Genomic DNA, 14,229 nt, shown 5'->3' on the forward strand with positions numbered 1-14,229 from the left:
TAAAATCAGCGTGTTATTGCGCTGGCTTATCGGTGCTTATTTAACTTCAGCCAGTTCAGCGCGCATTTGATCGATCACTTGTTTGTAATCTGGCTCACCGAAAATCGCCGAGCCTGCAACAAACATGTCTGCGCCCGCTTCTGCAATTTCACGAATGTTGTCAACCTTCACACCGCCATCGATTTCTAAGCGGATATCACGACCAGACTCGTCAATCATCTTACGAACGGCACGCAGTTTATCTAGTGTATGAGGAATGAATGATTGACCACCAAAACCAGGGTTTACCGACATCAGTAGAATCATGTCGACTTTATCCATAATAAACTCAAGACTTGCAAGTGGCGTTGCTGGGTTTAGTACCACACCAGCCTGACAGCCGTGCTCTTTAATTAACTGCAGTGTACGGTCTACATGATCAGAAGCTTCTACATGGAACGTAATCATCGACGCACCCGCTTTTGCGAAATCAGGAATAATACGGTCAACGGGTTTCACCATTAGGTGAACATCGATTGGCGCTGTGATGCCATAATCGCGTAGTGCTTTACACACAGGCGCACCAAAAGTCAGGTTTGGTACATAGTGGTTATCCATAACGTCGAAATGCACCACATCCGCACCCGCTGCGAGTACTTTTTCTACATCTTCACCGAGACGAGCAAAATCTGCCGATAAAATGGATGGAGCAATAAGAAAATCTTTCATACCTGACCTCAGTAGTAATGAGCAAACAATCTGCGCGCAATTCTACCGAAGCCAGTGGGGAGATCCACTATTTAGATATAATAGTGTGAGAATTAAGAGCTTGATTTATCCATGTCTGGGGCATGAAAAAGCGCAAGTAGCTCATCAACTTTATTACGACCGTTACCATTACGGCTAATGGTACGCTTTACTTTTACCACATTAAGATCCGCACCGTGATACAACCGACGTGTCAAGGTAGTGTCGTGGTTAGAAATCAACACAGGAATGCCACGTTCAGTCGCTGTTCTTTCAGCAATGTCGGCTAATGCAGCTTGGTCGTCCAACGTGAAACCATTACCTGCGTATGAGGTGAAATTTGCCGTATTTGAAAGCGGCGCATAAGGTGGATCGCAATACACGACGCTCCCTTTGCGCGCACGACGAAATGTTTCAGGATAACCTTCACAAACGAACGTAGCTTTTTTGGCTTTTTCTGCAAAAAACTCCAATTCCGCCTCAGGGAAATACGGCTTTTTGTAAGAGCCAAACGGTACATTGAAGCCACCTTTTTTGTTGTAACGGCATAGGCCATTAAAACCAAAGCGGTTCATGTACAAAAATGCTAAAGAGCGGTACATCACGTCATCGGTTTTATTAAACTCAGCGCGAATGTGTAGGTAGGCTTCTTTGCGGTTGTTCTCAGCGACAAACCAACGCTTCGCTTCAGAGATATACTCTTCAGGGCGTTCTTTCAGCAGGTTGTACAGATTGATCAAATCTGGATTGATATCTGCAAGTAGATAATGGTCATAATCGGTATTCAGAAACACTGAGCCCGCACCAACAAAAGGTTCAACTAGCTTTCGAGCCGGCGGCAAATGACGTTGGATGTCTTCAACCAGTCCGTATTTTCCTCCTGCCCATTTAAGAAAGGCTCGTTGCTTTTTCATCTACTGCTCTATCTATCGACCAAAAATTAAGGCTGCGGAATGTAACATATTTTTCAGGGAAGCTCAGGTTTATTTCACTCGTTCAATTTCACGGTGAACCTGACGGAGTGATTTTGCCCAAGGACTCACCGACTTAACCGAATCTGGCAAGCTTGCGACGGCATCACGAGCCATTTGAATTGTCGGATAATCTTGATATGTGATGATATACCACTCGGTGTCATTACGAACGGTAGGATAAATTCGCACTTGATTATTCAGTTGATGCTCATTGAGAAAGGATTGTACATCTTCCATTGAGGTCATAGCTGCGAGTTGTAAAGTATAAGCTCTTGGCGATAGCGCTTTTAGTTCTTCACGAGCAAATGAAAATTTCACAACAGGTTGGTTTGCCTCACCCTCTTCTGACTGAGCAGGTGCTTGCGTCATATCTTGATTCGGTTTTACGACTTTAATCAAAGGGGAGCTAGTTTCATCGGCGGTTTCTGTCTTCTCAGTACCGACGACATCATCAATCGCTTTTGTGTCTGCTGAATCAGCTTTACCTTCAAGCAATGCATCGACCACATTCGACTCAATCACCACTCTTTGTTGATTGTCATCACTGCCTACGCTCGCTACTTCTTCTGTCACTGCTGGCGGTAATGAATCAGAATCATCAACCGCACCAGACTTATCAAGACTGCTAGAGCCATCGGTTACAGGTTGCAGTGAAGACTGCGCTGCACTGACTCCTGACTCTTCAAAAGTTGGAATAACCGTTTGCTCTAAACTGCCAGCAATTTGCTGCGCTTTATCATCAGGACTTGGTTGACTAAGCATCCACCAATAGCCACCAGCAGCAAGCAACAGTAAGACTAATACCACCAACACAATATTCAGGGGTGAACCGACAATCGAGCGGATAATGATCCTTTTTTCCACTTTCATCTCTCCTAACGCCATGATGTCACCCGGTACTGGGTCGACTTTTTTAAATGCATCTCGAACCCGTTTCTCAGACTCATCATCGACGTAGCGCGCAACAAGTGACTCAAAGAAACGACGAGCTTCCACTTCGGACAACATATCAATATCAAGCTCAACAGGCTTTATCTCTTGTCCATAACTGAGACGTGCTAGCAAACCTTCTAAACGTCCAGACTGTGTAAACAGTAAGACATTGATGGTCCAATTTGGCTTATGGTGCGCCTCTAAGACCAGCATCCAAAGCTCAGAGATAAGTGTCTCACTCAATAAATGCGCATCATCGACAACAATTGCAATGTCACACGGCTCATCACCTAAAAGCCTTTCAAGGCTATCAAGTAAAGGCTCTTGCTGATTAAACAATGCGTCTGAAACCAGTTGACTCAAAATAAGGACGCGATGCTGCACATCGTCTTGATTAGAATGACAAAGTAACAAACATTGATTCTTGTTACTGGCACCCACTTCAAGGTATCGCTGCGCTAACCAAGATTTCCCGTACCCATCATGACCATTAATCGCAATGAGATTGGAACCAAAGTTAGTCAGTAGACCTAATCTATCAAGCAACTCGATTTGAGAATCTAATTCCAGTACGTGAGCAACACTCATCTAATAACCTTAATACACTACAAGAATGACGCCCAAAGGCGCCATTACAAGGTTAAATATCGCGACCGAAGTCTATTGCCTGCTTGAGTACGTCTTGCGTCGTATCAGCAATTACCTCGGCAGTGCCAATGCCTGTAGGCAAAACCAATCGTAATTGACCAGAGAGGACTTTCTTATCTCGCATCATGTGCTTGATGAAGTCATCGAAATTCATACTGTCTGGAGTATGCACAGGCAGTTTTGCACGACGCAAAATCGCAACAATACGCTCAAATTGCTCTTCCGAGATCAGACCGCGTAGATGCGACGTTTTGGCCGCCATAACAGTGCCGGAAGATACCGCTTCACCATGCAGCCAATTGCCATAGCCAAGTTCCGCTTCAATCGCATGACCAAAGGTGTGACCTAAGTTAAGCAAAGCACGGATGCCCGATTCTTTCTCATCCTGAGCCACCACTTCCGCTTTTATTTCACAGCAACGTGCGATCGCATAAGTTAGTGCTTCTTCATCCAACGCATACAAGCGCTCAAGATTGTCTTCTAACCATACAAAAAAATCTGCATCGTAAATAATGCCGTACTTAATGACTTCGGCGATACCCGCAGCGAACTCACGTTCAGGCAACGTCGACAGGCAGTTGGTATCAATGATCACGGCTTTAGGTTGGTAAAACGCACCTATCATGTTCTTACCCAACGGATGGTTAACCGCGGTTTTTCCACCAACCGAAGAGTCCACTTGGGATAGTAATGTGGTCGGTATTTGAATAAAGTCGACCCCACGCTGGTAACAGGCAGACGCAAAACCCACAAGGTCGCCAATAACACCACCCCCTAACGCGATGATCACAACATCACGAGCATAACTCCCTTCCAGTAAGAAGTTCATTACTTGATTAAATACATCCAAGTTTTTGTACTGTTCACCGTCAGGCAATTCTAACAAGGATGCACTACAACCGAGCTGCTCGAGTTGCTTTAAAATTTTGTCTGCATACAAAGGTGCCACTGTGACATTACTGATCACAACAACTTTTTGTTTTGCATTTTTGTTTGAGAGAACTTGAGAGAGGTACGCCGGGTCCTCAAATAACCCGGCGCCAATAGAGATTGGGTAGCTACGCTCAGCTAGGTTGACCGTAATCCGTTCCATCGGTTTGCTCCAATTAAAAAAAGATAAAGACTTATCTCTCTTCTAGCATTTTTACGATCTGGTTGGCTACCACTTTTGCACTTTGATCGTCAGTGCGAACAGTGTAATCCGCTACTTCTTCATATAAAGGATTACGTTCTTCAGCTAATTGCTCCAGTACTTCGCGAGGGTTATCCGTTTGAAGTAAAGGACGCTTCTTGTCGCGGTTTGTACGCGCAAGTTGCTTTTCAATCGTCGTTTCTAAGTAAACAACAACACCACGTGCCGAAAGACGATTGCGGTTTTCTTTGCTCTTAACAGAGCCACCGCCAGTCGCAAGCACGATGCCTTGCTCTTGTGTTAGGTCTTCAAGTACCGCTTCTTCACGCTTGCGGAAGCCTTCTTCACCCTCTACATCAAAAACCCAAGAGATGTCTGCACCAGTGCGTTCTTCGATCACTGTATCGGAGTCAACAAACTCCATATGCAGTTGCTGTGCTAGATGTCTACCAATTGTACTTTTGCCGGCGCCCATTGGGCCAACAAGGAAAATATTACGTTTCTCAGCCATGTTTAGCAGTAATTTACAACATTGATTCAATAAGATCGCCACAAGAAAACACAGCTAAACTGCTGTTCTACAAGGCTTGTGGCACCAGTTCCTCACAGATAATTCGTGATAAGACCCGAAATTATCCAAGCATGGTGCCACTATTGCAACTTTATTTTTGATTTAATCAGTTTTTTCCGAGACAGAACTACTGAATCACCACCTTAGGCGTGACGAAAATTAACAGCTCACTTTTACCAACATTTTCATAACTTCGACGAAAAAGCGCACCTAATAGCGGAAGATCGCCCAACAAAGGCACTTTGTCCACCGAGTTAGTAATGCTGTGCTGAAAAATACCACCAAGAACGACCGTTTCACCGTTATTCACTAACACTTGCGTCCCGATACGTTGAGTATCAATCGCAACAGCTTCACCAGTGCCTGTCTTCACGACTTGTCCTGGTCTATCTTGCGTGACACTTAAATCCAATACTAAGCGGTTATCCGGTGTGATTTGCGGGGTTACCTTCAAACTTAATACCGCCTTTTTGAACGTCACCGTCGTTGCACCACTTGATGATGACTCTAGGTAAGGAATCTCTGTACCTTGTTCGATATAGGCAGGTTTCTTATTGGTAGTGATCAAACGTGGGCTCGAGATAATCTCAGCTTTAGACTCTTGTTGCAGAGCAGAAAGCTCAAGATCCAACAAGGTGTCTGAACCTAACTTTGCGACCTGAAAAGCAATGCTGGTGGCATTCGGACTGGTTGCAGCTAAGTTTACATTTAGGAAGTCATCGATCCCTACTCCATCACCGTCACCACCGTCATCACCCCCTTCTCCATTATAGAGACCGATCGTGGCAAGGTTGTTCTCAATAGAACCGCCCACTGTATTACTGCCATTAATAGACGTAAAACCCCAACGAATACCTAGCTCGTCCATGTTACCTTCATTGATGGTCACAATACGCGCCTCAATTTGAACCTGTTTAACTGGAATATCCAAAGACTCAATAATTTCTCGAATCACCTCGATGTTTTCAGGTAACTCTCTAATCAATAACGAGTTAGTTCGCTCATCAATGGTCATACTGCCGCGCTCTGACAGCATGCTGATATTTCCTTCACCATTGATCATCTCCGCAATGTCTGATGCTTTAGCAAAATTAACTTTGATGATTTCAGATGAAAGCTCTCCCATTTCTTCCGTCAGTTTTTGTTTTTCTAACTGCTGCTTCTCACGCAAGTCCAGCTCATCAGTCGGAGCAACTAAAATCACGTTGCCATCAACACGCTTATCTAACCCCTTAATTTGCAAAATAATATCCAGAACTTGCTGCCAAGGGACACCATCAAGACGAAGCGTGAGGTTGCCTTCGACAGAGTCGGAGACAACCAAATTAAATTGGTTGTAATCAGCAATAAGCTGCAAGACATTTCGCACAGGAATATCTTGGAAGTTAATCGAAATAAGCTTACCTTCTCTTTCTAAAATGCTTTTATCTGGGGCTTTCTCATTGGGTTTGATCTTCGCTACTTTGATTTCCAAAAAACGCCCCGTTAAACGGTAATCATGCATGTATTCTTCATTGATGTTCGCAACCAAGCGCGTCGTCGAGGTGTCGCGAAACACTTCTACGCTCTCAACCACAGTCGAAAAATCTTTCACGTCTAGGAGATACAATTGCTCGTCTTTTACTGAAGTGTTAAGCAAATCGATACTTAACCCTTCCTGTACACGCTTGATATCTACAATCGCAGCCGGTGACGCCAATTCGACGACAATCACGGCGTCTTTATCTTTATTAGTTCGAAAGTCGATACTTTTTAGGGCATTGGACGAAACTTCTTCAGCTGCCGCTAAAGGGGCTAAAAATACAAACAACCATAAGGAGAAGAGCCCAGTAAGTATCCTTGGTGTACGTGTTAATCCTTGTCTCATTTTCATTACTCAATATCAAAAATAAATGGGGCTATCTCAAAGCCAACTTAACTTTACGTTTTTGCCAACATCCTAAGCCGTCGGGCAACGTTTCATTAATCAACAAATAGGAGTGGCTGACATGGGTCACTTTGCCATTATTGCGTCCAAGGTATTGACCCGGCTTAACTTTATAGACGGTGCCATTGGGAGCCTGAACGAGGCCAGAAACCGTGTTATCCATGCCCATGACCCCTTTCAAACGTAATTGGCTTAATGGGAATTTTTCTAATTTTCCAGTTCGCCTTCTTGAGGGCGGTTGCCAACAATCTTTTCTTGCAACTGGCTGAGTCGCGATGGTGGCTTCTTTGGGCAATTCAAAGGGTGCACGCTGTACTTCCGGTGCGTACGTGACTGCAACATACTTGTCTGCGGGCTTAAGCTTCTCGACCTCTCGACGCGCCTGTGTTTCCACTCCTCGAATAAAATCCGTCAATGATTCATCATTCGCCTGGCAGCCCATCAATAGAGAACCCATCAGTACCAGCAACAAAGACTTACTTGTCATTTTTCGTCTCCTCCGGCTTAAACTGATAGGTGTTAGCGCGCACCCGAAAGTGCAGAGTTTCGCTCTCTTGGCTGACACGTTGCCAAGTCACATCTTTAAACGTGATGATTCGAGGTAGCGTCGCTATCGCCTGAGAAAAATGGCCGATGTCATGAAAGTCACCCGTTAACTCAATGTTTAAAGGGAGACGATAAAGGAAGTGCTCTGATTGTTTTTCGCCCCAGTCGATTCGGGTGAAAGTCAGCTTATTGTCGATGCCAAGTTCATTCACTGAAGCGAGCATTGTAGCCAGCTCTTTTTGCGCAGGCAGTTGCTGCAGCAATAACTCGTAACGGGTGGTAAGTTCATCCAATTGAGATTGAAGCTGAGGCAACGCTGCCACTTTGTTCGCTTTGATCTTCAATGCCACCTTGAGTGTCTGCTCCTGCTGGATCAAGTGATTCAACTGTTCGTCTTTCGGTTTAAGGTAAAACCAATAACCTAAGCCTTGAATCACCATGATCAGAAGCGCGATTACTATAATCTGGGGCAACAATGGCCACTCGGCCATTTCATCGATTTCGAGATCCTGCCAATCAACCACGTTGAGCCTCCAATTTCTTCTCCGTTACTTTGAACATGAAAGACACTTTGAATGTTTGAAACTCTTTCCCAAAACGGGCTTTGCCGTGAACGATGGAATGCATTTCTACGTCGTTCAACTTGGCCGAGCGCTCCATGTTGTCCAGCATCGTGGCAAGTTTTGGAGTGCTATCAGAGATCCCAGAGATCTCAATTTCCAGATCATTCATTTTGATCTTGTCGACATATACACCTTCAGGGATAACGGCAGGCATTAAGTTCATGAACTCGGTCGTTTTGTTTCGTCCGTTTTGTAAACCTTCAACGACCTTTAGGCGTTCGAGGATTTTGCTGTGCTCTTGCTCTGCAATTTTCATTGCTTCAATACGCTGGTCGAGTTCGGCAATGTAGTGAGTGAGGTAATCGAGCCGATCCTGTTGTTGATCTTGTTGGTACTCAAAAAACTTTCCAATACCCCACTGGATGCCAACAGCGACCAACATGCCTAATGCGACCAAACTGATGAAACGACGTCGGTGCTCTTCTCTTTGATTCTCTCGCCAAGGAAGTAAATTAATGCGATAAAGCACGGGCGCCTCCTAGCCAATGAATGCCACGAACGGCCAGTCCGGCTGCTGTTGAGAAATGCTGCCAATCCACAGCACGACGCTTACGCTTAGACACCTTCATCTCAAATAGCCCTAGCGGATTTAGCAATTCACACTCTAACGACAATTGTTGAGACAACTCTTCTGCGAGCATGGGAGTGGAGGCCCCCTCCCCTGATAACCAGATACCCTTGATGTTTTGTGAGCCATTGATTGAGGTATAGAGCTGCATCTGGCGCTTTACTCGCTCTATGATTTGACGGTTAAACAGCTCTGTTTTCTCCTGAGCATCATCGGACAGAAAATCGACTGGAGAAGCGCTGTTTGCTCCGCGTGTGCCGTAAGCAAACTCTTTGTGAAACAGTTCACCTTGTTCGGTAAACATGGTGAAGGAGCTCGATAAGGTGCCAATATCGAGTAAGCAGTATTTGTTTTTGTCAGGAAAGCGATCGGCGGTGAGCTTCCAGATATGACCAAGGCTTTGCGAATGCACGTCCACTAAAACAGGTTTTAGTCCGGACTTTTGTAATGCATCAACTCGGCCTTCTACCACATCTTTTCTTGTCGCAAACACTTGATAGCTATCACTGCCACTCTGCCCGCCCTCCGCGCGAAGACGAACGAAGTCTAAACTCAGCTCTTCGACAGGGAATGGCGATTGATGAGAAAAGGCTTGTATCACTGCAAACTCAACTTCACTCTCTTCAAGATTTTGTTCTATTTGCAGTTTCTTGCTAATTACCGAGTTATCAGGAACTGAAATCGCAACTTTTTTAGCGCCAAAAGGCAGTTCTTTTTTTATCTGCTTGAGGGTCTTTACAATTTCTTGATGATTTATGGTGTTATTTTCAGCGACAATACCTTCCTTTAGTAATATTTCTTTGTAACCCAACAGAGCGTAATTGTTGCCTGTGGGTTTAAGTACTACGGCTTTGAGGCTGTTATGGCCTATATCGATGCCGGTAACGATTAGCTTATCCATCTCTTACTCTCGCTCCGAAATTTCTTCGTGCAAAGGTTGTTATTAGCATCCAAATAAGAGTTAATATCTCTTATGTGCTAAATTTTTGACCTAAGAGTACAAGGGTTTGCCGTTACACAGCCTCAACCAATCAGGGATTCTCCGGTGAAGTTCATAAAGCGTTTATTATTTTTAACATTGATTTGCATAATTCTTGGAGTCACCACAATATTTGGCTTCTATCAGTACGTGAAGCCTGAATTGCCAGATGTTGCAACTCTAAAAGACGTTGAATTACAAACACCTATGAAGGTGTTTAGTCAAGACGGGAAGCTGATCGCACAGTTCGGTGAAAAGCGTCGTATTCCTGTTACTTATGACGAAATTCCTCAAGACTTAATTCACGCGCTCATCGCAACCGAAGATAGCCGTTTCTACGAGCATCCCGGTATCGACCCTATCGGCATCACTCGTGCAGCTGTTGTTGTTGCGGTTTCAGGCTCGGCTAAACAGGGTGCAAGTACGATTACGCAACAGCTAGCTCGTAACTTCTTCTTATCTAATGAGAAGAAAATCATGCGTAAGATTAAAGAGATTTTTATTGCTATCCATATTGAGCAGCTTTTAAGTAAGCAAGAAATCATGGAGCTTTATGTCAATAAAATCTTCCTTGGTTACCGCTCATATGGCTTTGGTGCTGCCGCTCAAGTGTATTTTGGCAAGAGCCTTGATGAATTGACGTTAAGTGAGATTGCAACACTCGCTGGTATGCCAAAAGCGCCATCAACCATGAACCCAATTTACTCTCTTGAGCGCGCAACAAAACGCCGTAACGTTGTATTAATGCGAATGCTTGATGAGAAATACATTACACAAGAGCAGTATGACGAAGCACGCAATGAACCTATTGTGGCGCGTTATCATAGCGCTGAAATTGAGCTTTCAGCGCCTTACGTAGCAGAGTTGGCTCGTGCATGGGCAGTAAAAGAGTACGGTGAAGAAGAAGCTTACACCTCTGGCTTGAATATCTACATGACTGTGGACTCTAAACTGCAAGATGCTGCAAATACGTCTGCGGTAAATAACCTCTTGTCATACGATGAACGTCATGGCTACCGTGGTGCAGAAAGTGTGCTTTGGAAAGAAGGGGAAGCAGCCTGGGGCAATGAGCAAATAGAAAAGCACCTGAAGAAACAGCCAACTTATGGTGACCTTTACCCTGCGGTTGTGACGAAAGTCGATGATAAGACGGCGCAAGTATGGGTTAAGAACCATGAAGAGCAAACCATCCCTTGGACTGGAATGCACTGGGCGCGTAAGTACATTACCGATAACCGCCAAGGCTCAACACCAAAGTCAGCGCATGATGTGTTAGCGACAGGTCAACAAGTTTGGGTTCGCGAAGTAAGTGAAACCGATGAAGATGACAACACAACACTGAGCTGGAAACTGAGCCAAGTGCCGACAGCAAACACCGCGTTTGTTGCGATGAACCCAGAAAATGGCGCGATATTGTCGCTGGTTGGTGGTTTCAACTTTGTTCACAGCAAGTTTAACCGTGCAACCATGTCAGTGCGTCAGGTTGGTTCAAGTATCAAGCCTTTCATCTACTCGGCAGCAATTGACAAAGGACTGACTCTAGCCACTTTGATTAACGATGCGCCGATTAACAAGTGGGATGCAGGTTCTGGTTCAGCTTGGCGACCAAAAAACTCACCACCGACTTATGGTGGTCCAACGCGTCTTCGCCTCGGCTTAGCTCAATCAAAAAACGTCATGGCAGTACGTACACTCCGTGAAGTTGGCCTCGAGGAGACACGTCAGTACCTTACTCGTTTCGGTTTTGATATTAACCAAGTACCACGCTCTGAGACCATCGCACTCGGAGCTGGCAGCTTAACACCAATGAAAGTGGCACAAGGTTACTCTGTGTTTGCAAACGGTGGTTATTACGTTGAACCATTCTATGTAGAACGCGTGGAAGATGCATTCGGTGAAGTACTGTTTAAAGCCAATCCAAAGAGTGTTTGTCATAAGGATTGTCCACAAATGAGCGAGCAGCCAGAAAATCGCTACGCTGATGAATTTGGCGAACAAGACGTCGCAATTGACGGCCTTGCAACAGACAATGCCCTTGAAAATGATGAACCTCAATATGCACCGCAAGTTATCTCCGAACAGAATGCATTCTTAATGCGTGAGATGATGTACAGCAACATTTGGGGTGGCGGTAACTGGCGTGAAGGCACAGGTTGGAATGGTACAGGCTGGCGCGCGCAAAAACTTGGTCGTCGTGATATCGGGGGTAAAACGGGTACAACGAATGATTCCAAGGATGCTTGGTACAATGGCTATGGACCTGGTGTCGTTGCGATAGCTTGGGTTGGCTTTGATGATCACTCACGTGCACTTGGCCGCACCACTGTTAACAGCAACCTAGGGCAAGGCCAAATTTCTGGTGCCGAGTCGGGTGCGAAAACCGCAGAGCCTGCTTGGATTGACTTCATGCGTGTTGCGCTAGAAGGGACGCCGGAGCAAGGTAAAAATATTCCAGAGGATATTATTCGAGTTCGTATTGATCGCAACAGCGGTATGCTAACGCACAAGGTAGATAGCACATCAATGTTCGAATACTTTGAAAAAGGCACGGAGCCTACCGAATACGCTGGCGACCGTTTAGAAGATAGTATTTACTCTTCAGGCTCTGGCGCAGAAGAACTGTTCTAAATCACAAAAGCACAAGGGAGAGCATCAAGCTCTCCCTTTTTTATGTCTGCTTCTTATGCTGCAGCATTCAATGATGGATAAGAAGCCAACACCTCTTTAATCTTCGCTGCTAAAGCTTCAAACCTAGCTCGTAATGGTGAGCCCGGACGATATACGAGAACGATATTACGCGAGGGTGTTGGGTTAACAGCTGGTACGTAGCATACGCCATCTTTTTGCTTCTCATTAGGGATAGAAAGCTGAGGCAATAACGTAATCCCCGCACCGGCAGCAACCATATTGCGTAACGTCTCCAAGCTGGTGGCTTTAAAACGCTCATCGTCTTTTGCACCAGCGGCAAAACAAAAACCTAACGCTTGATCTCGCAGACAGTGGCCGTCTCCCAACGCTAAAACGGTTTTACCATTCAGCTCCAACATATCAACATGGTCGAGAGAGGCCCACTCGTGGTCACATGGCACTGCGACACTTAATGGCTCTTGATACACTTCGATCTCTTTAAATGGCGCAGTTTCATCAACCGAAGCTAAAACTAAGCAATCTAGTTTGCCTTCTTCCAATTGACGCACTAATTGATGTGTTTGAGCTTCGTGCAGAAATAGCTCCAGCTCAGGAAATGCTTCTTTTATCTGCGGCAGAATTTTGGGTAGTAGATAAGGCCCAACCGTCGGGATGAAACCAATATGCATCGGTCCAGTCATGGCTCCGCTTTGACCGCTTGCCATATCTCTGAAGGTTTTCACTTCACTTAAGATGCGTTTAGCCTGCTCCACCAGCTGTAAACCTGAATCGGTAAACAAAACACGTCGGCTGCTTCGCTCTAAAAGCGTGGTCCCGAGTTCGTCCTCTAGTTTACGAATTTGCCCACTCAATGTTGGCTGGCTAACAAAACATGCCTCTGCCGCTTTGCGAAAGTGCTTATGTTCCGCAAGTGCAACTAAGTACTCAAAATCTCGAATATTCATACTTCACGCTTCGCTTCTTTAACAATAGCTAATACCTATCAAAACCATAACACCAAACGATTAGAGCTATCAAAGGATTTTTACAATAATGGGCTCAACAAAACGAAACAGAGCGACGAAAAACGCTAAGCTCTATACGCATAATTTAAAATAGTTAAAGGAAATCATTATGTTTGTATCTAAAGAAGGTCAACAAGTCCCTCAAGTTACTTTTCCAGTTCGTCAAGGTGACTCTTGGGTGAATGTAACGACCGATGAGCTATTTAAAGGTAAGACCGTTATCGTATTTAGCTTACCGGGTGCATTTACTCCAACCTGTTCATCAAGCCATCTACCTCGTTACAACGAATTGTTCCCTGTATTTAAAGAGCACGGAGTGGATGAGATTATTTGTGTCTCGGTCAATGATACGTTCGTGATGAATGCATGGAAACAAGACCAAGAAGCAGAAAACATTACCTTCATCCCGGATGGTAATGGTGAATTCACCGATGGCATGGGTATGTTAGTGGATAAAAACGACATCGGCTTTGGCAAACGTTCATGGCGTTACAGCATGCTAGTAAAAGATGGCGTAGTGGAAAAAATGTTCATTGAGCCAAACGAACCAGGCGACCCATTCAAGGTGTCAGACGCAGATACGATGCTGAACTACATAGCGCCTGACTACAAAACGCAAGAATCCATCACTGTGTTCACTAAACCAGGCTGCCCTTTCTGTATGAAAGCGAAACAAAATCTGATTGACCACGGTCTTCAATATGAAGAAGTGATTCTGGGTAAAGACGCAACAACAGTTAGTCTACGAGCTATATCTGGTCGCACGACTGTTCCACAAGTCTTTATCGGTGGCAAGCACATCGGCGGTAGCGAAGAGCTAGAAGCGTATCTAGGCTAAGCTGTCCATAGCCTACACCCTCGGTCTCCGGTGCCTTTTGGCTCGGAGGCCAACCCTAAACCACTTCTTCTACTAGTCTAGATAAGTAGTCATCTACCAATAAGGTGACTA

General features: G+C 45.0%; 13 protein-coding genes. 2 read left to right on the forward strand and 11 right to left on the reverse strand.

What is annotated here, in order from left to right:
* Window positions 1-36: 36 nt before the first annotated feature.
* The 10 genes from rpe to pilM all read right to left on the reverse strand — a co-directional run bounded on the left by rpe (window position 37) and on the right by pilM (window position 9,549).
* Complete coding sequence (rpe, locus tag KJB35_RS25280) at window positions 37-708, reverse strand: ribulose-phosphate 3-epimerase (RefSeq protein ID WP_005381300.1); 672 nt, start codon at window positions 706-708, stop codon at window positions 37-39.
* Between the two features lie 92 nt (window positions 709-800).
* Window positions 801-1,640 carry a Dam family site-specific DNA-(adenine-N6)-methyltransferase gene (locus tag KJB35_RS25285; RefSeq protein ID WP_005382762.1) on the reverse strand — a complete coding sequence of 280 codons (840 nt, stop codon included), beginning with the start codon at window positions 1,638-1,640 and terminating at the stop codon, window positions 801-803.
* 69 nt (window positions 1,641-1,709) lie between these two features.
* Complete coding sequence (locus KJB35_RS25290) at window positions 1,710-3,221, reverse strand: SPOR domain-containing protein (protein WP_213908266.1); 1,512 nt, start codon at window positions 3,219-3,221, stop codon at window positions 1,710-1,712.
* 52 nt (window positions 3,222-3,273) lie between these two features.
* Entirely contained in the window at window positions 3,274-4,374 is a 1,101-nt protein-coding gene (aroB, locus tag KJB35_RS25295; RefSeq protein WP_005381318.1) for a 3-dehydroquinate synthase, read from the reverse strand.
* A 31-nt stretch (window positions 4,375-4,405) separates the two neighbouring features.
* A complete protein-coding gene (gene aroK, locus KJB35_RS25300) occupies window positions 4,406-4,924 on the reverse strand; it encodes a shikimate kinase AroK (RefSeq protein ID WP_005381319.1) in 519 nt (172 codons plus the stop codon).
* Between the two features lie 187 nt (window positions 4,925-5,111).
* On the reverse strand, window positions 5,112-6,857 hold the full coding sequence (locus KJB35_RS25305) for a type IV pilus secretin PilQ (protein WP_213908265.1): 1,746 nt from the start codon (window positions 6,855-6,857) through the stop codon (window positions 5,112-5,114).
* 25 nt (window positions 6,858-6,882) lie between these two features.
* On the reverse strand, window positions 6,883-7,398 hold the full coding sequence (locus tag KJB35_RS25310; protein WP_005382766.1) for a pilus assembly protein PilP: 516 nt from the start codon (window positions 7,396-7,398) through the stop codon (window positions 6,883-6,885).
* The gene (locus KJB35_RS25315) at window positions 7,388-7,981 is read right to left on the reverse strand and encodes a type 4a pilus biogenesis protein PilO (RefSeq protein ID WP_064354357.1); all 594 of its coding nucleotides are present in this window, start codon (window positions 7,979-7,981) and stop codon (window positions 7,388-7,390) included. The genes KJB35_RS25310 and KJB35_RS25315 overlap by 11 nt, the downstream gene beginning before the upstream one ends.
* The gene (locus KJB35_RS25320) at window positions 7,974-8,549 is read right to left on the reverse strand and encodes a PilN domain-containing protein (RefSeq protein WP_054577259.1); all 576 of its coding nucleotides are present in this window, start codon (window positions 8,547-8,549) and stop codon (window positions 7,974-7,976) included. Before KJB35_RS25320 ends, KJB35_RS25315 begins: the two co-directional genes overlap by 8 nt.
* Complete coding sequence (gene pilM / locus KJB35_RS25325; protein WP_017821733.1) at window positions 8,533-9,549, reverse strand: type IV pilus biogenesis protein PilM; 1,017 nt, start codon at window positions 9,547-9,549, stop codon at window positions 8,533-8,535. The genes KJB35_RS25320 and pilM overlap by 17 nt, the downstream gene beginning before the upstream one ends.
* A 144-nt stretch (window positions 9,550-9,693) precedes the next feature.
* Between pilM and KJB35_RS25330 the strand changes: the two genes are divergently transcribed.
* Complete coding sequence (locus tag KJB35_RS25330) at window positions 9,694-12,255, forward strand: penicillin-binding protein 1A (protein WP_025768081.1); 2,562 nt, start codon at window positions 9,694-9,696, stop codon at window positions 12,253-12,255.
* A 53-nt stretch (window positions 12,256-12,308) separates the two neighbouring features.
* On the opposite strand, the gene oxyR is transcribed toward KJB35_RS25330, so the two are convergent.
* On the reverse strand, window positions 12,309-13,220 hold the full coding sequence (oxyR, locus tag KJB35_RS25335; protein ID WP_005381326.1) for a DNA-binding transcriptional regulator OxyR: 912 nt from the start codon (window positions 13,218-13,220) through the stop codon (window positions 12,309-12,311).
* A 169-nt stretch (window positions 13,221-13,389) separates the two neighbouring features.
* On the opposite strand from oxyR, the gene KJB35_RS25340 reads away from it, so the two are divergent.
* Window positions 13,390-14,118, forward strand: a complete 729-nt coding sequence (locus tag KJB35_RS25340) for a redoxin family protein (protein WP_005382781.1) — start codon at window positions 13,390-13,392, stop codon at window positions 14,116-14,118.
* Window positions 14,119-14,229 lie beyond the last annotated feature (111 nt).

The sequence above is a fragment of the Vibrio sp. D431a genome, from assembly GCF_030248655.1.
GTDB classification, from domain to species: domain Bacteria; phylum Pseudomonadota; class Gammaproteobacteria; order Enterobacterales; family Vibrionaceae; genus Vibrio; species Vibrio alginolyticus.

Bases quoted from the DNA above. Each gene is read 5' to 3' on its own strand.
- rpe (WP_005381300.1), bottom strand. From the start codon at position 708: ATGAAAGATTTTCTTATTGCTCCATCCATTTTATCGGCAGATTTTGCT.
- KJB35_RS25285 (WP_005382762.1), bottom strand. From the start codon at position 1,640: ATGAAAAAGCAACGAGCCTTTCTTAAATGGGCAGGAGGAAAATACGGA.
- KJB35_RS25290 (WP_213908266.1), bottom strand. From the start codon at position 3,221: ATGAGTGTTGCTCACGTACTGGAATTAGATTCTCAAATCGAGTTGCTT.
- aroB (WP_005381318.1), bottom strand. From the start codon at position 4,374: ATGGAACGGATTACGGTCAACCTAGCTGAGCGTAGCTACCCAATCTCT.
- aroK (WP_005381319.1), bottom strand. From the start codon at position 4,924: ATGGCTGAGAAACGTAATATTTTCCTTGTTGGCCCAATGGGCGCCGGC.
- KJB35_RS25305 (WP_213908265.1), bottom strand. From the start codon at position 6,857: ATGAAAATGAGACAAGGATTAACACGTACACCAAGGATACTTACTGGG.
- KJB35_RS25310 (WP_005382766.1), bottom strand. From the start codon at position 7,398: ATGACAAGTAAGTCTTTGTTGCTGGTACTGATGGGTTCTCTATTGATG.
- pilM (WP_017821733.1), bottom strand. From the start codon at position 9,549: ATGGATAAGCTAATCGTTACCGGCATCGATATAGGCCATAACAGCCTC.
- oxyR (WP_005381326.1), bottom strand. From the start codon at position 13,220: ATGAATATTCGAGATTTTGAGTACTTAGTTGCACTTGCGGAACATAAG.
- KJB35_RS25340 (WP_005382781.1), top strand. From the start codon at position 13,390: ATGTTTGTATCTAAAGAAGGTCAACAAGTCCCTCAAGTTACTTTTCCA.